Source organism: Streptomyces caelestis (assembly GCF_014205255.1).
GTDB classification, from domain to species: Bacteria; Actinomycetota; Actinomycetes; order Streptomycetales; family Streptomycetaceae; genus Streptomyces; species Streptomyces caelestis.
This window is the reverse complement of the sequence record NZ_JACHNE010000001.1, coordinates 1179246-1198043: the sequence shown is the minus strand read 5'-3', so window position 1 is coordinate 1198043 and position 18798 is coordinate 1179246. Positions and strand designations below refer to the sequence as shown.

The window sequence follows — 18798 nt, the reverse complement described above, 5'->3', positions numbered from 1 at the left end:
ACCTCCAGGGGGTGGGGCGGGCCCGTTCACACCGGGGCCCGCGCCGGGCCGCCGCCACACGGAGCACTGACGCCGCCCGCCGCCGGACCGCTGCCGCGGTTCCCGGGCGATCCCCCGAGCCGGTGCCTGACTCCAGCCTTCCACCCCGCTTCGGGACCGCGCAACGCCACGGAACGCCTACGGCGGCTACCGACCGGGAGGCGGGGCCGACCGGGGCCGGACGAAGCGGGGCCGGGCCGGTCCGGCCCCGCTTGTCACCCGTGCCACGACCTCCACAACGCCGCATACGCCCCGTCCGCCGCCACCAGTTCCTCATGGCTGCCCAGTTCGCTGATGCGGCCGTTCTCGACGACGGCGATGACGTCCGCGTCGTGGGCCGTGTGGAGGCGGTGGGCGATGGCGACGACGGTGCGGCCGTCGAGGACCTTGGCCAGGGATCGTTCCAGGTGGCGGGCGGCGCGCGGGTCGAGCAGGGACGTCGCCTCGTCCAGGACCAGGGTGTGCGGGTCCGCCAGCACCAGGCGCGCCAGGGCGATCTGCTGGGCCTGGGCCGGGGTGAGCGTCAGACCGCCCGAGCCGACCTCGGTGTCCAGGCCGTCGTCGAGCGCCCGGGCCCAGCCGTCCGCGTCGACCGCGCCCAGCGCCGCCCACAGCTCGGCGTCACCGGCGCCGGTCCGGGCGAGCCGGAGGTTGTCGCGCAGGGAGCCCACGAAGACGTGGTGCTCCTGGTTGACGAGGGCGACGTGGGCGCGGACGCGTTCCGCCGGCATCCGGGACAGCTCGGCGCTGCCCAGGGTGATCCGGCCGTCCCGGGGCGCGTAGATCCCGGCGAGCAGCCGGCCCAGCGTCGACTTGCCCGCACCCGAGGGGCCGACCAGGGCCAGCCGGGTGCCGGGGGAGACCTCCAGGGACACCTTGCGCAGGACGTCCACGCCCTCCACGTAGCCGAAGTGCACCCGGTCGGCGTGCACATGGCGTCCGTCGGGAAGCACGGAGGGGTCGCCGGCGTCCGGCTCGATGTCCCGGACCCCGACGAGCCGGGCCAGCGACACCTGGGCCACCTGGAGCTCGTCGTACCAGCGAAGGATCATCCCCACCGGGTCGACGAGCATCTGGGCGATCAGCGCGCCCGTCGTGAGCTGGCCGACGTCGATCCAGCCGCGCAGGGCGAACACGCCGCCGACCAGCAGGACCGAGGCGAGCACGGTCACGTGGGTGACGTTGACGACCGGGAAGAGCACCGACCGCAGCCACAACGTGTAGCGCTCCCAGGCCGTCCACTCCCGGATCCGGCGCTCCGACAGCGTGACGCGCCGGTCGCCGAGGCGGTGCGCCTCGACAGTGCGCCCGGCGTCCACGGTCTCGGCGAGCGCGGCGGCCACGGCGGCGTACCCGGCGGCCTCCGAACGGTAGGCGGCCGGTGCCCGCCGGAAGTACCAGCGGCAGCCGACGATCAGCAGCGGCAGGGCGAGCAGCACGGCGAGCGCCAGCGGCGGCGCCGTGACGACCAGCCCGCCCATCAGCAGCACCACCCACACCACGCCGATCGACAGCTGCGGCACGGCCTCGCGCATGGCGTTGGCCAGCCGGTCGATGTCCGTGGTGATCCGCGACAGCAGATCGCCGGTCCCGGCCCGCTCCAGCACGCCGGGCGGCAGCCCGACCGACCGTACGAGGAAGTCCTCGCGCAGGTCGGCCAGCATCCGCTCGCCGAGCATCGCGCCACGCAGCCGCACCTGGCGGACGAACAAGGCCTGGACGACCAGTGCCGTCACGAACAGCCCCGCCGTGAGCTCCAGCCGCAGGTCCCGAGCCCCGTCGGACACCCGCTCCACGACTCCGCCCAGCAGCCACGGACCGGCCATCGAGGCGACGACGGCGACCGTGTTGACGGCGACGAGCAGCAGGAACGCCCGGCGGTGCCGGCGCAGTAGTTCGGCCACATAGGCGCGGACGGTCGCGGGGGCACCGACCGGCAGGGTGTTCGCCGTCGTCGGGGCCGCCGGGTCGTACGCCGGTGGCGCCACGCCGATCATGCCTTCTCCTCGATCTCTTCCAGTGCGTCCGTCAGGACGACCGCGCCGTTCAGTGCGGCCTCGTCTTCCGTCTCGCGCGTGACGACCGCCCGGTAGCGGAGGTCGGTGTGCACCAGTTCGCGGTGGGTGCCGGTCGCCGCGACCTCGCCCTCGTGCAGGAACACGACCCGGTCGGCGCGGTCCAGCAGCAGCGGCGAGGAGGTGAACACCACGGTCGTGCGCCCCGCGCGCAGCTCCCGCACGCCCTGCGCGATCCGCGCCTCGGTGTGCGAGTCGACGGCCGAGGTCGGCTCGTCCAGGACGAGCACCTCCGGGTCCGTGATCAGCGACCGGGCGAGCGCGAGCCGCTGGCGCTGGCCGCCGGACAGGGACCGGCCCCGTTCGGTGATCCAGGCGTCCATGGGGTCGGCGGCGTCCACCGAGCCCTGCACCAGCGCCGCCAGCACGTCGTCGCACTGCGCGGCGGCCAGCGCCGCCCGCGGTGCGACCGCGCCCGACGCGGGTACGTCGAGCAGTTCGCGCAGCGAGCCGGACAGCAGCACCGGGTCCTTGTCCTGGACGAGGACGGCCGTACGGGCGCAGTCCAGCGGGAGTTCGTCGAGCGGCACGCCGCCCAGCAGCACCGAGGTGCCCTCCTGCGGCGGGTGTCCGCCCAGCCGTTCCGCCAGCCGGCCCGCCGCGTCCGGGTCGCCGCACACCACGGCGGTGAACAGGCCGGCGTTCGCGAGCAGCCCGGTGTCCGGGTCGTACAGGTCCCCGGAGGGGAGGTCGGCCCCGCGCGACCCGGCGGTGTCCGTGGCCCGCTCCAGCGCCAGCACGCCCGCGGCCCGTTTGGCGGACGGCCGGGAGAAGGAGTACGCCATGGCGATCTCCTCGAAGTGCCGCAGCGGATAGGTGAGGACCATCACCGAGCTGTAGACGGTGACCAGTTCGCCGACGCTGATCCGGCCCTGGCGCGCCAGGTGCACGCCGTACCAGACCACGGCGATGAGCAGCAGTCCCGGCAGCAGGGCCTGGATCGCGGAGATCAGGGACCACATCCGGGCGCTGCGCACCGCCGCGTGCCGGACCTCCTGGGAGGCGCGGCGGTAGCGGTCGAGGAAGAGTTCCTCACCGCCGATGCCGCGCAGTACGCGCAGACCGGCGACGGTGTCCGAGGCGAGTTCGGTGGCGCGGCCGGCCTTCTCGCGCTGTACGTCGGCCCGCCGGGTGGCGCGGGGCAGCAGGGGCAGCACGGCGAGCGCCATCACGGGCAGACCCACGGCGACGACGACACCGAGCGCGGGCTGGTAGACGAGCAGAGCGGCACAGACCAGCACGATGGTGACCAGAGCCGCGGTGAACCGCGACCAGGCCTCCACGAACCAGCCGATCTTCTCCACGTCACCCGTGGACACCGCCACGACCTCACCGGCCGCGACGCGCCGGGTCAGCGCCGAGCCCAACTGGGCGGCCTTGCGGGCGAGCAGCTGCTGGACGCGGGCGGCCGCCGTGATCCAGTTGGTGATGGCGGTGCGGTGCAGGAAGGTGCCGCCGACCGCGTTGCCGACGCAGGCCAGCGCCAGCAGGCCACCCGCCAGGGCGAGTTGCCCTCCGGAGCGGTCGACGACGGCCTGTACGGCGACACCGACGCAGAACGGCAGCGCGGCGACGGAGGCGAAGTGCAGCAGCCCCCAGGCCAGCGACTTGAGCTGCCCGCCCAGCTGATTGCGGAAGAGCCACCACAGGAATCGGGGACCCGAACGCGTATCCGGCACGCCCGGGTCGGGGTAGGGAAGGTCTTGAATGTGCATGACGTCCCAGTGGCTCGTGTCAGGGGGGATGGGAGTTCGGCCGACGGCAGCAAACCGTGCCAGGTTCGCGTCGCCGGGTGGTCGGAGGCAACCGGTTTTCGACCCACCGAACGGAACCGGCCGACAGGGGTGGGAACAGAGCGCTCCGGCGGGCAGGTGCTCATTGCGCAGGCGGCGGACTCCCCGTAGAACACCGCCCATGAAGAGACGGATCGTCATGTCCATGCTTGCCGGGGCGGCCCTCCTGGCGAGCACCCTCCTCGGAGCCGGTCCCGCCCGTGCGGCCGACGTCCCCGCCGAGTTCGGCACTGACTGGCACGACCCGGTCACGGCCGCCCCGCCTGTCACGAAGCCCGGCGGCGGATCATGTGAAGTCACCGTCGCCCAGGCGCAGTTCCGCGACTTCACCCCGTACCGGGGCACGTACACGCCACCCGGCGATTGCGGCGACCGCTGGAGCAAGGTGGTGCTGCGGCTCGACGGCAAGGTCAAGGGGCGCCAGTACGACCGGCTCGGCTACCTGCACGTCGGCGGGGTCGAGATCTTCCGTACGTCGACACCGCAGCCCTCACCCGACGGCATCGCGTGGTCGGTGGAGAAGGACGTCACCCGCTACAGCGACACCTTCCGCAGCCGCCAGGACGTCGAGATGCTCGTCGGGAACGTCGTCGACGACACCTACACGGGCGTCCTCGACGTCAAGGTCACGCTGACCTTCCACCAGGGCCGCCCCGACGGGAAGACCCCCGACCGGGTCCTCACCCTCGACCAGGGGACCGACGGCGCGACCACCCTCACGACCCCGCGCAACAGCGAACGCGTCGTCGCCGAGGTGTACGCCACCGGCTCCGGCGGCGGCTGCGAGGAGTACTGGTACCTGACGGTCCCCGACCCGGCGCCGTACTCCTGCAAGGCAGGCCAAGGCCCCTACCGCGAGGTCCAGATCCGCGTGGACGGCCGGCTCGCGGGCATCGCCGCACCGTTCCCCACCGTGTGGACAGGCGGCTGGTCCAACCCCTTCCTCTGGTACGTCATCCCGGGCCCGCGCGCCTTCGACATCAAGCCGATCACCTACGACCTCACCCCCTTCGCCGGGCTCCTCAACGACGGCCGCCCGCACCGCGTCGAGATCTCGGTCGTCGGCGTACCCGAGGGGCAGACCGGCTGGAGCACCCCCGTGAACGTCCTCGTCTGGCAGGACGAGCAGCGCGCCCACGTTCCCGGGAAGCTCACCGTGCACAAGGCGGGCGACCTCACCAACTCCTCGTCGTATACGCCCGGTTCGGAGCACCGGGTCGGCACCGAGGGCGGCCACCGGCTGACCGTCGCCGGATACGTCGACACCTCGCACGGCCGCGTCACGACCACCGTCGCCCGTTCGCTGGCCAACACCTCCGAGCATCGCTGGGTGGACGGCGAGACGACCGACGCCCTCGATGCCACCTGGAGCGACGACGAGTCGGTGACCGTCGACGGACGCGGACCGGCCCGCACCGCGCGCACGCACCGGACCTACACGATGGACGGCACGACCACCCTCGGCGCGGGTGACCGGCTGCGCACCGTGCTGACCCTCGGCGACCGCGCCACGGCCGTCGAGACGCGCGGCGGCCGTCGTACGGCGTGGTCACGGCTCGACGACTCCTATACGGGCGACGCCACGTACACCGCGAACGTGCCCCGCGACCAGCGGCACGCGGTCGGCACGACGAGCGAGCGCTACCGGCTCCACGGCTCGCACACCGGCTGCTACGACCGCACGCTGACCACCACGCAGGGGGTGCTCACCGGGGACCGCCACCGTTGCTGAGGAGGCAGGTGTGGCCCCCGTGACGTCTGTCACTTAGCGCGCTTTTACATGGCCGAAACGTTGCGGTCTTGTGCGCGATCAAGACGGCCTCCACAGTGTACGGGCTACGGAAGCTGCTTTCCGTATCGCAGAAGTCCCCTCCGGCCTCTGTGTGCCCCGTCCCCCTAGGAGGCCTCGTGCCACCGTCCGTACCGTCCCTGCCGCGGCGCGTCGCACGCACCTTGCGTACCTCACTCTTCGCGCAGGTCCTCTGCGCGCTCGTCCTCGGAATCGTCGTAGGGAAGCTGTGGCCGGATACGGCCACAGCTTTCCAGCCGCTCGGTGACGGTTTCACCCGGCTCATCAAGACGGTGATCTCGCCCCTGGTGTTCTGCGTGGTCGTCGTCGGCATCGCCAAGGCCGGTGACCTCAAGGCGTTCGGCCGGATCGGGGTCAAGGCCCTCATCTGGTTCGAGGTCGCCTCCACCGCCGCCCTGGTCATCGGTCTCGTTGCCGCCAACGTCGTCGGACCCGGCAAGGGCATGAACGTCGACCCGTCCTCGCTGAACGCCGCCGCGGTGGACCAGTCGACGGGCGGTGGTCAGCTGCCCTCGACGACCGAGTTCGTCCTCAACGCGCTGCCCGAGAGCTTCGTCGGCGCCTTCGCCGAGAACGAACTGCTCCAAGTCCTCATCCTGGCCTGCCTCGTGGGCGCCGCCCTGCTGCACCTCGGGCACACCAAGGTGCCGAAGATCCTGCCCGCCATCGACCAGGCCCAGGAAGTGATCTTCACGGTCGTCGGCTTCATCATGCGGCTGGCCCCGATCGCGGTGTTCGGCGCGATGGCCCACCTGGTCGGCAACTACGGGCTGGGTGTGATGAAGACGTACGCCAAGCTCATCGTCCTCTGCTACGTGGCGGCCGCGCTGTTCGTCGTGCTGCTCGCCCTCGCCCTGCGGATGGTGACCGGGCTCAGCCTCTGGAAGTTCCTGCGCTACATCCGCGAGGAGATGCTGCTCGCGCTCGGCACCGCGTCCACCGAGTCGGTCATGCCGCGCGTGATGCAGAAGCTGCGCCGGGCCGGTGCCCGCGACGACGCGGTGGGTCTGGTACTGCCCACGGGCTACTCCTTCAACCTCGACGGCGCCTCGCTCTACCTGTCCATCGGCACGCTGTTCATCGCCCAGGCCGTGGGCGTGGAACTGAGCCTGGGCCAGCAGATCACCGTGGTCCTGGTGCTCATGCTGACCAGCAAGGGCATGGCGGGCATCCCCGGTTCGGCGTTCCTCGCCCTGTCCGCGACGGCCTCGTCCCTGGGTGCCATCCCGGCGGGAGCCGTCGCCCTGCTGCTCGGCGTGGACCGCATCATGGACTCGATGCGCGTCGTCACGAACCTGCTCGGCAACTGCGTCGCCGTGTTCGCGGTGTCCCGCTGGGAGGGTGCGCTGGACATCGAGCGGGCCAAGAAGACGCTCGACGGGGAGGAGACGGCCGCACCGGATGACGAGCAGGACGGCGGCGGCGAGGGTGACGTCGAGGTCCCCGTGGCGGTGACCCCGGCGCCGGGAATCCCCACCCAGAAGCCCAAGGAACCCACTCCCGAGGTCGGTTGACCGAAACCGACCGACACCGAACCGGCCGCGGCCACCGCTCCAGCAGGAGAGCGGCGGCCACGGCCCGTTTCGCACGCCCGACCGTGAGTGCGCGGTCAGGTCCCCAGCGCGCTCCAGGTCCTCGGTGCGCTTCAGTCCCTCAGCACCGCCGCACCGGCGCTCCGTCGATCAGCGTGTTCAGCAACCCCCCGAGCGACTCGCGCTGTTCCTCCGTCAGCGGCGCGAGGATCTCCTCCGCGGCCGACCTGCGCGCCGCCCGCAGCTCGCGCAGCGCGCCCCGGCCGTCGTCCGTGAGCTCGATGCGGATCACCCGCCGGTTCGCCGGGTCCGGGACCCGCCGCACCTTGCCGCTCGCCTCCAGCCCGTCGACCAGCGTGGTCACCGCCCGGGGTACCACCTCAAGGCGCTCGGCCAGGTCGGCCATGCGCGGCGGCGACCCCCAGTGCGCGAGGGTGCGCAGCAGCCTGGACTGGGCCGGTGTGATGCCGAGGTCGCGATGCTCCAGATGGCGCTTCTGGATGCGGTGCACCCGGCGGGTGAGCCGCAGCAACTGCTCGGCGAGCAGGCCGTCGGAGTCGGGGGAGGTCATGCGGGAACAATATCAGGATGATGTTCATTGTGAGTATAGGTAACAATGAGCTACGATCCGATCCGCCGCCCGCGCCCCCGGCCGTATCGCTCTCCCGAAGGAGCCCATGCACCCCGACCACGAAGCCCCCTGGACCGCGCCCGCCGACTCGAAGGAACAGCCCCGGCAGGTGCGCCGCATCCTCGGGCTCTTCCGCCCCTACCGGGGCCGCCTCGCGATCGTCGGCCTGCTGGTCGGCGCCGCGTCGCTGGTCTCGGTCGCCACGCCCTTCCTGTTGAAGGAGATCCTCGACGTCGCGATCCCCCAGGGGCGCACGGGCCTGCTCAGCCTGCTCGCCCTCGGCATGATCCTCAGCGCCGTCCTCACCAGCGTCTTCGGCGTCCTCCAGACGCTGATCTCCACGACGGTCGGCCAGCGCGTCATGCACGACCTGCGCACCGCCGTCTACGGCCGGCTCCAGCGCATGTCCCTCGCGTTCTTCACACGCACGCGCACGGGCGAGGTGCAGTCCCGCATCGCCAATGACATCGGCGGCATGCAGGCCACCGTCACCTCCACCGCGACGTCGTTGGTCTCCAACCTCACCAGCGTGATCGCCACGATCGTCGCGATGGTCGTCCTCGACTGGCGCCTGACCGTCGTCTCGCTGCTGTTGCTGCCGGTGTTCGTGTGGATCAGCCGTCGCGTCGGCAACGAACGCCGGAAGATCACCACCCAGCGCCAGAAGCAGATGGCCGCCATGGCCGCGACGGTCACCGAGTCGCTCTCCGTCAGCGGCATCCTGCTCGGCCGCACGATGGGCCGCTCCGACTCGCTGACGAAGTCCTTCGCCGCGGAGTCCGAGGAACTCGTCGACCTGGAGGTGCGGTCGAACATGGCGGGCCGGTGGCGCATGGCCGTCATCACGATCGTCATGGCCGCCCTGCCCGCCGTCATCTACTGGACCGCCGGCATGGCCTTCCAGCTGGGCGGCCCCCAGGTCTCCATCGGCACCATCGTCGCCTTCGTCTCGCTCCAGCAGGGCCTGTTCCGCCCGGCCGTGAGCCTGCTGTCGACCGGAGTGCAGATCCAGACCTCGCTCGCCCTCTTCCAGCGCATCTTCGAGTACCTCGACCTGCCGATCGACATCAGCGAGCGCCCCGATCCGGTCCGCCTCGACCGGGTCAAGGGCGAGGTCCGCTTCGAGAACGTCTCCTTCGGTTACGACGACAAGGGCGGCCCGGTCCTCGACGGCATCGACCTCACCGTCCCGGCCGGCGGCAGCCTCGCGATCGTCGGCCCCACCGGCGCCGGCAAGTCCACGCTCGGCTACCTGGTGCCCCGCCTCTACGACGTGACGGGCGGCCGCGTCACCCTCGACGGGGTCGACGTCCGCGACCTCGACTTCGACACCCTGGCGCGCGCGGTCGGCGTCGTCTCGCAGGAGACGTACCTCTTCCACGCCTCGGTCGCCGACAACCTGCGCTTCGCCAAGCCCGACGCCACCGACGAGGAGCTCTACCAGGCGGCGAAGGCCGCGCAGATCCACGACCACATCGCCGCCCTGCCCGACGGCTACGACACCGTCGTCGGCGAGCGCGGCCACCGTTTCTCCGGCGGTGAGAAGCAGCGACTGGCCATCGCCCGCACGATCCTGCGCGACCCGCCGGTCCTCATCCTCGACGAGGCCACCAGCGCGCTGGACACCCGGACCGAGGCCGCCGTACAGGACGCCATCGACGCGCTGTCGGCCGACCGCACCACGCTCACCATCGCCCACCGGCTGTCCACCGTCCGGGGCGCCGACCAGATCGTGGTCCTCGACTCGGGGCGGGCGGTGGAACTCGGTACGCACGAGGAACTGCTGGAGCGGCACGGCCGGTACGCGGCGCTCGTACGCCGGGACGCCCAACTGGAACCGACAAGATGAAAATATGCCAGGTTTGTGGCGATATGCGGGTTACCGTGCCCGCATGCAGAAGAACACTCCGCCACGGAGCACGATTCGACTGACGCGCCGGGGCCGTCTCGCCCTCGTCGCGACCGGAGCCGTCGTGGTCGGTACCGCCGTGGCGGTGCCGCTACTGACCCTCGAGCCCGAGGAGGAAGGCCGGCCCACGACCCTGGTGATCCCGGAGGGCTGGCGCGCGAGCCAGGTCTACGCGGCCGTCGACAAGGCCCTGGCCCTGCCCGCGGGCAGCACGAGGAAGTCCCTGGCGAAGGCCGCCCTCAAACTGCCGAACGACGCCGAGGGCAACCCGGAGGGCTACCTCTTCCCGGCGACGTATCCGATCCAGGAGAAGACGACCCCGGCGAAGCTCCTGGCCCTGATGGTCGCCACCGCGAACGAGAAGTTCAACGGCGCGCCCATCGCCGCGGGGGCGCAGCGCAACGCCATGAACGTCTACCAGGCCGTCACCATCGCGAGCATCGTCCAGGCGGAGGCGGCCACCAGGGCCGACATGGGCAAGATGGCCCGGGTGATCTTCAACCGTCTCGAACGCGGCATGCCGCTGCAGATGGACTCCACCATCAACTACGCGCTGAACCGCTCCACACTCCGCACGACGGCGGACGACACGCGCATCGACAGCCCTTACAACTCGTACCAGCGCGTGGGCCTGCCGCCCACGCCGATCGACAACCCCGGCGAGCAGGCCGTGAGGGCCGCCGTCAACCCACCCCCGGGCAACTGGCTGTACTTCGTCACGGTCCGCCCGGGCGACACCCGCTTCACCGCCGACTACGCCGAACACCAGCGCAACGTCGCCGAGTTCAACGCCCGGAGGAAGACCGCCGGGGCGCGGGCGGCCGGGTGATCCGGAGGGTGGCGTGCGGAGGGACAGGGGGACCGGGTCGGCGGCCCGGCTGACGGTGTGGACGGGCCTGATGGTGCGAGCGGCGGAGCGGAAGGGCCGTGTGAGCCGGCCGGCACCCGGGGGCGAGTGATCCGACGGGCGCCACGGGGCTACCGGCTCCTGCTCCAGCAGCCGGGGGGACCCGGCCTGGGCGTCACGCGGTGCCGGTGCCCGTCTCGGCACGCGGGTGACCCGTACCGGGCGGGCGTGCGTACCGGGGTCCGTGCCGGCGGCCGGGTGTCCATCCCGGGGGGGCGTGGCCACCGGCGGCCGGGCGTCACGCGGCGGTCGGTTCCCGCTCCAGCAGTCGCCTGATGTCGCGTACGGCCGCGCGGCCGGCGCGGTTGGCGCCGATGGTGCTGGCCGACGGACCGTAGCCGACGAGGTGGATGCGCGGGTCGGCGGCCGCGTGTGTGCCCTCCAGGCGGATGCCGCCGCCCGGCTCGCGCAGGCGCAGTGGGGTGAGGTGGTCGATGGCGGCGCGGAAACCGGTGGCCCAGAGGATGACGTCGGCGTCGACACGACGGCCGTCGTTCCACTCCACGCCGTCCGCGGTGATGCGGTCGAACATCGGCTGCCGGTCGAGCACCCCGTCCTCGATGCCCTGCCGGATCGCGTCGTTGAGCGGCAGCCCGGTGACGGAGACGACGCTGCTGGGCGGCAGCCCCTGCCGCACTCGTTCCTCGACGAGCGCGACCGCCGCCCGGCCCGCGTTCTCGTCGAAGGGCCCCTCACGGAAGACGGGCGGACGCCGGGTCACCCAGGTGGTGGCAGCCGCGTACGAGGCGATCTCCAGCAGATGCTGCGTGCCCGAGGCGCCACCGCCCACCACGACGACCCGCTGCCCGGCGAACTCCTCCGGCCCGGGGTACTGCGCGGTGTGCAACTGCCGCCCGCGGAAGGTCTCCTGGCCCGGATAGCGCGGCCAGAACGGCCGGTCCCAGGTGCCGGTGGCGTTGATCAGCGCCCGCGTCGGCCACACGCCCTGCGAGGTCTCCACGAGCAGCCGCCCGCCGGGCCCCTCGCGCACGGCCCGCACGTCGACGGGGCGGCGCACCCGCAGGTCGAAGGTCCGCTCGTACCGGTCGAAGTAGTCGCTGATCACCTCGGCGGACGGCCGGGCCGGATCCGCGTCCGTGAGCTCCATCCCCGGCAGCGCGTGCATCCCGTGCACCTTGCCGTACGTCAGCGACGGCCAGCGGAACTGCCAGGCGCCGCCAGGGCCGGGGGAGTGGTCCAGCACGACGAAGTCGCGGTCCGGCTCGAAGCCGGACCGCCGCAGGTGATAGGCGCCGGCCAGACCGGCCTGACCGGCGCCTATGACGACCACCTCGACCTCGCGTGTGTTGTTCACGCTTCTACCAACCGTGCCGGGGCCGTGGATCTTCCCGGCAGATCACGATGGCCGGTCCTAGCCTTCCGAGGGCCGGGCCGCGCTGGTCGACGGCGGCAGGTCGCCGTTGAACCGCGCGTCGGTGAAGCCGGCGAAGGCGACCTTGCGCGGGATGAGCTTCAACGCCGTGAACGCGTCCGCGATCTCCTGCTCGGAGGCGATCAGCGGCTTGTCGACGGCGACCGCGATCCGGGTCGTGTAGGTGCGCTTCACCGCGGCCAGCGCCACGTCCTCGGGAAGCCCGGTGTCCTTCGCCCAGACCTTCGCCCACTCCTCCTCGTGGTCGTACACCCACTGGTAGGCGCGCCGCAGCCGCTCCAGGTAGTCCTTGACGGCGGCGGCCTTCTTCTTGTCCTTCAGTGCGTCCGGTGCCGCGACCTGGAAGGTGAGTCCGTTGGTCACGCCGTCGCCGTCGGTCAGGACCCGGCCCTGCCTGGCCTTCAGCACCTGCGAGGTGTACGGGTCCCAGACCGCCCAGGCGTCGACCTTGCCGGCGGTGAACGCGGCGAGCGCGTCGGCCGGCTGGAGGTACTTGACCTTGATGTCGCTCAGCTTGAGCCCGGCCTTCCTCAGGGACGCGACCAGCTGGTAGTGCGCGGACGAACCCTGCGCGACGGCCACGGACCTGCCCTTGAGCTGCCCGGGACTCTTCAGGGACGAGTCGTTCGGGACGAGGATGGTGTCGCCCTTGGACGTGCCGTGCCAGGCGGCCACGACCTTGATCTTCGACCCGGCCCCGGCCGCGAAGACCGGCGGGGTGTTGCCCACGCCGCCGATGTCGACGGCCCCCGCGTTGACGGCCTCCAGCAGGGGTGGTCCGGAGGTGAACGTGGACCACCTGATCTTGTAGTCGAGGTTCTTCAGTTCCCCGGCGGCCCGCAGGATGGCCTCCGAACCGCCCTTCTGGTCACCGATGTCGATCGTGAGGGAGCCATGGCCGTCGGTGCCGCCGTCCGGGGTGCCGGCGGCCGAGTTCCCGCCGCAGGCGGTGAGCAGCAGGGCGAGGGGGAGCAGCAGGGCGGCGGGGGCGAGACGTCGTCGCATGGCGGTTCCGTTCGTGTGGGTCGTATGTGTGGGGCGTACGTCTGGTCGTACGTGCGGTCTACGTGCGGCTCGGAAAAGGTCAGGCGGCTTCGGCGGCCGTCGCCTCGACGCCGAGGCGTTCGAGGAGACCGGCGCGCAGTGCGGCGAAGCGCGGGTCGGTGATGTCGCGGGGGCGGTCGAGGCCGATGCGCTGCTCGTGGGCGATGACGCCACCGTCCATCACCAGGACGCGGTCGGCGAGCAGCACGGCCTCCTCCACGTCGTGGGTGACGAGGAGCACCGCGCAGCCCCGGCGCTGCCACAACTCGCCCACCAGCCGCTGGGCCTTGATGCGGGTGAGGGCGTCGAGCGCGCCGAACGGCTCGTCGAGCAGCAGCAGATCGGGTTCGCGCACCAACGCCCGGGCCAGCGAGGCGCGTTGGGCTTCGCCGCCGGAGAGGGTCTTGGGCCAGGCGTTCGAGCGGTGGCCGAGGCCGACCTCGTCGAGGGCCTGCTCGGCCACGGCGCGTTCGGGCTTGCCGGGCAGGCCGAGCAGGACGTTGCGCCACACCTTCTTCCACGGCATCAGCCGGGGCGCCTGGAAGGCGACGGCCTTGCGGCGCGGCACCAGAACGGTGCCCTCGATGTCGCGGTCGAGCCCGGCGAGGATGCGCAGCAGCGTCGACTTGCCGCAGCCGCTGCGGCCGAGCAGAACCACGAACTCGCCCGGCCGGACGTCCAGTCGCAGGTCGTCGATGACGGCACGGCCGTCGAAGGACCGGGTGAGCCCCTCGACATGGACCGCCTGGGAGATCACCGGCCGGTGAACGTCGGTCGCCATTGAAGCAGCAGCCTTTCGAGAGAGCGGACGACGAAGTCGGCGAGCAGGCCGAGGAAGGCGTAGACGACCAGGCAGACCACGATCACGTCGGTCCGCAGGAAGTCCCGCGCCTGCACCATGAGGAACCCGATGCCGGAGTCGGCGTTGACCTGCTCGGCGAAGACCAGCGCGAGCCAGGCGATGCCGAGCGAGTAGCGCAGACCGGTCATGGCGTTCGGCAGCGCGCCCGGGAGGACGACGTGCCGCACGAGCCCCCATCGCGACAGCCCGAGGGACTCCCCGGCCTCGATCAACTGGGCGTCGACGCCACGGATTCCGGCGTACACGTTGAGGTAGAGCGGGAAGGTCACGCCGAGCGTGATGATGGCGACCTTCGGGGCCTCGCCGATACCGAACCAGATGATGAACAGCGGGATGAGACCCACGAACGGCACGGTCCGCAGCATCTGCACGGGCGCGTCCACCAGGTCCTCGCCGATCCGGAACAGGCCCGAGACCAGGGCGAGTCCGGTGCCGACCACCATGCCGAGCAGCAGCCCGGCCGCGACCCGCTGGAGCGAGGTGCCCATGGCCGCGGGCAGCGAGCCGTCGGCCACCATGTCCCCGGCGACCTGGGCGATACGGCCGGGCGAGGCGAGCACGTCCGGCTGCAACGCGCCCGTGCCGCTGAGGAGTTGCCACAACGCCAGCAGCAGGACGGGGCCGGTGGTACGGCGCAGCCAGCGGGGGACGCGGGTGCGGCGGGAGGAGGTGGGGACGAGGGGCTGGAGATCGAGGTCGGGATCCGGTATAGGCGAAATATCGGGTTCTGATGACGTGGGCGGGGCATGGCTGATGCTCATGAAGGCTCCACGGGGAGAGCGAGGGCGGGGAGAGGCACGTCTCGCCGCCGCCGCACCCGGGAGAGCGGGGGCGCTCAGCGGGCAGGCGGAACCAGGGCGAGGGAACCGGAAAGTGAGGAGAGGAAGGGCGTCAGCAGCCGCGGCGACACGCTGCGGAGGCCACCCGCAGCAGGTCGATGTGACCGCGCGTGGTGAGCAGGGCTGAACGCAACATGCCGCTGAACCTAGCCAGCTGGCATGCGCACGGTCAACGGGCGTCTCGTCCAGTGGACGCCCGTACCGCCGGCCGGGCGGGGGCGACCGGGCGGAACCCGGCTCGTGCGTCAGGATGGGGGCATGTCAGATGTCTTCACCACCCGAGTTCTGAACGTCAGCACCGGTTCCACGGAGAGGGTCGTCGACATCACCGGCGACTGCGAGTCCTTCCTGCGGGAGGCGGCGGCCGGGCGGGACGGCCTCCTCAACGTCTTCGTCCCGCACGCGACGGCCGGAATCGCCGTTCTGGAGACCGGTGCCGGCAGCGACGACGACCTCCTGGCCGCACTGCACACCCTGCTGCCCGCCGACGACCGCTGGCAGCACCGGCACGGCAGTCCCGGCCACGGCCGCGACCACGTCCTGCCGGCCCTCGTCCCGCCGCACGCGACCCTGCCGGTGCTGGGCGGCCGGCTGGAGCTCGGGACGTGGCAGTCGGTGTGCCTCGTGGACACGAACAAGGACAACCCGGAGCGGAAGGTGCGGTTGAGTTTCCTGGGGTGAGCACGGTCCGCCCGGCCGGAGCCGCGCCGGCATCGCGCCCGAACGGCTCCGGCACACCGTGACGCCCGCCCTTAATGCCCGTATTCTCGTCAATGCCAGATTCACTTCCGAGCAGCGGATGATCGCGGGCGCAAGCGAGGCGAAGCGTGGTTCGGTCCGGCGAGGAACCCAAGCCGGCGGGGCGTGCGACGGACGGCACGGGGCCCGCCCGGCTTCGCGAGCGGTTTCTCCAGGGCGAGCAGGTCGACGCGGGTGTGCGGACGTCCATCCTGAACTCGTGGCAGCGCTCCCGGTCCCTGGGGCTGTCGCCGGACCAGACCGACCTCCCCTACCGGGAGGACTTCGACCCGGGGGGCCGTATCGTCCGCGCGGCGGTGCCGGTGCTCGACCGGCTCCAGGACGCGTTCTCCGGCAGCCAGATCAACATCTCGGTCGCCGACGCGAACGGGACGGTCCTGCTGCGCCGGTTCGGGGACCCGGCGATGGCCAGGAGCCTCCCGGCGATCCAGCGTGTCCCGGGATTCGTCTTCGCCGAGCAGGTCGCCGGCACCAACGGCATCGGCCTCGCCCTGGCGGAGCGGCAGCTCATCCGCGTCTACGGCGCCGAGCACTTCGCGGAGCGGTCCCAGGGCAGCGCCTGCGTCGCGATGCCCGTCCGTGACCCGCTCAGCGGACGCATCGAGGGCGTTCTGTGCTTCGGCTATCCGCGCAGTTTCGAACAGCCCGCACTGGGCGCGGCGATCCGCCGGGCGGCCGAGAACATCGAGCGCCGGCTGCTGGGGCAGAGCTCCGCGCACGAGCGCGCCCTGCTGCGGACGTACCTGGCCACCGGGGGCGAGCCCGGTCTGCACCGCGGCGTCGCCATGGACGCGCTGGCCGGCGAGTTCCACCCCCGTGACCAGGCGATCCTGAGGGAGAAGGCCGCCGAGCTGATCTCCCGCGGGCAGCGGGCCGCCGTCGACGTGACCCTGCCGGGCGGCCGGCGGGTGACGCTCGTGAGCCGCCCGATGGCCAGCGCCTCCGGGGTGCGGGGCTTCGCCATCGAGGTCGTGCTGCCCGGCGCCTCGGCGGGGGAGTCCCTCGTCCTGCCGCACCAGGCGGACGAGCTGCCGCACCTGGCCGCCCTCACGGCCGCCCCCTGGCCCGCACGGCCGTCGATCACCCTGCCGTCCGGGCACCTCGCCGCCGCGCCCGTCCCGGCCGTCGCGCACGACGGTGACCGGGGATCGGCAGAGTTCGGCGGTGCAGTCCCCGCCGACGGTGACAGGGAGAGTGGCCGGAGGCCCGCGGAGCCCGGCGGTACCGTCCCGGCCGACGGCGACACCGTGGCGGCCGAGGGTGGCAGGGGCGCGACCGCCGGCGGTGTGGGCGCGGCGGACGGCGGTAGGGACGCGCTGTACGGCGGCAGGGTGCCGGCCGACGGCGGCAGGGGCGCTGCGGGCGGTGACAGGGACGCGTTGTACGGCGGCAGGGTGCCGGCCGACGGTGGCAGGGGCGCGGTGGACGAGGGCTCCGGCTCACCCTTCCCGGCCCGGGGGCTCGTCATGGTGGGGGAGCCGCACGTCGGGGCCTACGCCCTGGCCGCGCGCCGGCGCCTGGAGCTGCTGTCCGAGGCCAGCGCCCGCATCGGCACGACCCTGGACGTGCGCCGCACCGCCGAGGAACTGGCCGAGACGGCGGTCCCGCGCCTGGCCGACTTCGTCACCATCGACCTGCCCGACGCCGTCCTGCGTGGCGAGGAGTCCGCCGATCCCCTGGCCGACCTGCGCCGCACGGTGCTGCACGGCGTCCGCGAGGGCCTGCCCTTCACACCGCCCGGAAAGCGTATCGACTACGGCCCGACCGCGCCCCAGCTGCGCTGTCTGACCAGGGGCGAGGCGGTGCTGGAACCGGACCTGAAGGCCGCCGCGGGCTGGCTCGCCCAGGACCCCGAGCACACCGCACGCCTGCTCTCCCACGTCCACTCCCTCATCGCGGTGCCCCTGCTCGCACGCGGTGTCGTCCTCGGCATCGCCAGCTTCTACCGCGCCGGGAGCCCCTTCGGGGACGACGACCGCTCGCTGGCCCAGGAGCTCGCCAGCCGCGCCGCCCTGTCCATCGACAACGCCCGGCGCTACACCCACGAACGCACCATGGTCCTGGCCCTGCAGCGCAGGCTCCTCCCGCACGGTCTGCCCGACCAGGACGCCGTCGAGGTGGCCCACCGCTACCTGCCCGCCGAGTCCGACGTGGGCGGGGACTGGTACGACGTCATCCCGCTCTCCGGCGCCCGCGTCGGGCTCCTCGTCGGCGACGTCGTCGGCCACGGCATGCTCTCCGCGGCCACCATGGGCCGGCTGCGCACCGCGGCTCGCAGCTTCGCCGAGCTCGACTTCACCCCGGACGAGGTCCTCACCCACCTGGACAACCTCGTGGGCCGCCTGGACCGGGAGGACCCCGACGGCAAGGGCGCCGGCGTCATCGGCGCGACCTGTCTGTACGCCGTCTACGACCCGACCGAGCAGCGGTGCCTCATGGCGCGCGCCGGTCACCCGCCGCCCGCACTCGTCCGCCCCGACGGCACCGTGTCCTATCCCGACCTCCCGGCCGGGCCCCCGCTCGGTCTCGGGGGTCTGCCCTTCGACGCCGTCGAGATCGACGTGCCCGAGGGCAGTCAGCTGGTGCTCTACACCGACGGACTCATCGAGGACCGGCACCGCGACGTGGACGTGGTGCTGGAGCAGTTGCGCGTGGCCCTGGCCCATCCCGAGCGCGCGCCCGAGGAGACCTGCCAGGCCGTCCTGGACACCGTGGCGCCCGCGCACCCGCACGACGACATCGCCCTGCTCGTCGCCCGCGTCCACGCCCTGGGCCCCGGCCGGATCGCCCGCTGGGAGCTGCCGGCCGACCCGGCGCTCGTCGGCGAGGTCCGGTCCTCCGCCATGCGTCGCCTGTCCGACTGGGGACTCGACGAGACCGCCTTCGCCGCGGAGCTGATCCTCAGCGAGCTGATCACCAACGCCATCCGGCACGGCGCCGGGCCCATCCGGGTCCGGCTGCTGTACGGGCGGACCCTGATCTGCGAGGTCTCCGACGCCAGCAACACCGCCCCTCATCTGCGCCGGGCGGCCAGCACCGACGAGGGTGGACGCGGCCTGTTCCTCGTCGCGCAGCTCTCGCAGAGCTGGGGCACGCGCTACCTGTCGGAGGGCAAGGTCATCTGGGCCGAATGCGGGCTCGACGCGGAGTGACGCGTCCGCCGACCCGCGTGGGAGTCACAGCGGCCGAAAGGTGCCCGAAATGA

The 18798-nt window shown here is 72.3% G+C and carries 14 protein-coding genes; 6 read left to right on the top strand and 8 right to left on the bottom strand.

The features are described from left to right. Positions 1-254 precede the first annotated feature (254 nt). On the bottom strand, positions 255-2036 hold the full coding sequence (locus HDA41_RS05250; RefSeq protein WP_184981154.1) for an ABC transporter ATP-binding protein: 1782 nt from the start codon (positions 2034-2036) through the stop codon (positions 255-257). Further along, positions 2033-3829 carry an ABC transporter ATP-binding protein gene (locus tag HDA41_RS05245; RefSeq protein WP_184981152.1) on the bottom strand — a complete coding sequence of 599 codons (1797 nt, stop codon included), beginning with the start codon at positions 3827-3829 and terminating at the stop codon, positions 2033-2035. Before HDA41_RS05245 ends, HDA41_RS05250 begins: the two co-directional genes overlap by 4 nt. A gap of 199 nt (positions 3830-4028) precedes the next feature. Between HDA41_RS05245 and HDA41_RS05240 the strand changes: the two genes are divergently transcribed. Further along, positions 4029-5639 carry a peptide-N4-asparagine amidase gene (locus HDA41_RS05240; protein ID WP_184981150.1) on the top strand — a complete coding sequence of 537 codons (1611 nt, stop codon included), beginning with the start codon at positions 4029-4031 and terminating at the stop codon, positions 5637-5639. Positions 5640-5815: 176 nt separating this feature from the next. After that, positions 5816-7231 carry a cation:dicarboxylate symporter family transporter gene (locus HDA41_RS05235; RefSeq protein ID WP_184981148.1) on the top strand — a complete coding sequence of 472 codons (1416 nt, stop codon included), beginning with the start codon at positions 5816-5818 and terminating at the stop codon, positions 7229-7231. A gap of 139 nt (positions 7232-7370) precedes the next feature. Here the strand turns inward: HDA41_RS05235 and HDA41_RS05230 are convergent, their stop codons facing one another. After that, positions 7371-7820 (bottom strand): MarR family winged helix-turn-helix transcriptional regulator, encoded by a 450-nt coding sequence (locus HDA41_RS05230; protein ID WP_184981146.1) that lies wholly within the window; start codon positions 7818-7820, stop codon positions 7371-7373. A 106-nt stretch (positions 7821-7926) separates the two neighbouring features. On the opposite strand from HDA41_RS05230, the gene HDA41_RS05225 reads away from it, so the two are divergent. Together HDA41_RS05225 and mltG are read left to right on the top strand one after the other, a co-directional pair. After that, positions 7927-9729, top strand: a complete 1803-nt coding sequence (locus tag HDA41_RS05225) for an ABC transporter ATP-binding protein (protein ID WP_184981145.1) — start codon at positions 7927-7929, stop codon at positions 9727-9729. A gap of 43 nt (positions 9730-9772) precedes the next feature. Beyond that, positions 9773-10618: an endolytic transglycosylase MltG gene (gene mltG, locus HDA41_RS05220; RefSeq protein WP_184981143.1), complete on the top strand. Its 846-nt coding sequence runs from the start codon at positions 9773-9775 to the stop codon at positions 10616-10618. 316 nt (positions 10619-10934) lie between these two features. Here mltG and HDA41_RS05215 read toward each other — a convergent pair whose 3' ends face one another. From HDA41_RS05215 to HDA41_RS42650, 5 genes are all read right to left on the bottom strand, one after another. After that, positions 10935-12011 carry an NAD(P)-binding domain-containing protein gene (locus HDA41_RS05215; protein ID WP_184981141.1) on the bottom strand — a complete coding sequence of 359 codons (1077 nt, stop codon included), beginning with the start codon at positions 12009-12011 and terminating at the stop codon, positions 10935-10937. Positions 12012-12068: 57 nt separating this feature from the next. Continuing rightward, on the bottom strand, positions 12069-13094 hold the full coding sequence (locus HDA41_RS05210) for an ABC transporter substrate-binding protein (protein ID WP_184981139.1): 1026 nt from the start codon (positions 13092-13094) through the stop codon (positions 12069-12071). A 79-nt stretch (positions 13095-13173) separates the two neighbouring features. Continuing rightward, positions 13174-13914 (bottom strand): ABC transporter ATP-binding protein, encoded by a 741-nt coding sequence (locus tag HDA41_RS05205; protein ID WP_184981137.1) that lies wholly within the window; start codon positions 13912-13914, stop codon positions 13174-13176. Then, positions 13887-14756, bottom strand: a complete 870-nt coding sequence (locus tag HDA41_RS05200; RefSeq protein WP_184981135.1) for an ABC transporter permease — start codon at positions 14754-14756, stop codon at positions 13887-13889. The genes HDA41_RS05205 and HDA41_RS05200 overlap by 28 nt, the downstream gene beginning before the upstream one ends. Before the next feature lie 130 nt (positions 14757-14886). After that, positions 14887-14970 (bottom strand): putative leader peptide, encoded by an 84-nt coding sequence (locus tag HDA41_RS42650; RefSeq protein ID WP_349817350.1) that lies wholly within the window; start codon positions 14968-14970, stop codon positions 14887-14889. Between the two features lie 122 nt (positions 14971-15092). Here HDA41_RS42650 and HDA41_RS05195 point away from each other — a divergent pair, with 122 nt between their 5' ends. After that, a complete protein-coding gene (locus tag HDA41_RS05195; RefSeq protein WP_184981134.1) occupies positions 15093-15515 on the top strand; it encodes a secondary thiamine-phosphate synthase enzyme YjbQ in 423 nt (140 codons plus the stop codon). Between the two features lie 146 nt (positions 15516-15661). Next, positions 15662-18745, top strand: a complete 3084-nt coding sequence (locus tag HDA41_RS05190) for a SpoIIE family protein phosphatase (RefSeq protein ID WP_184981132.1) — start codon at positions 15662-15664, stop codon at positions 18743-18745. Positions 18746-18798 lie beyond the last annotated feature (53 nt).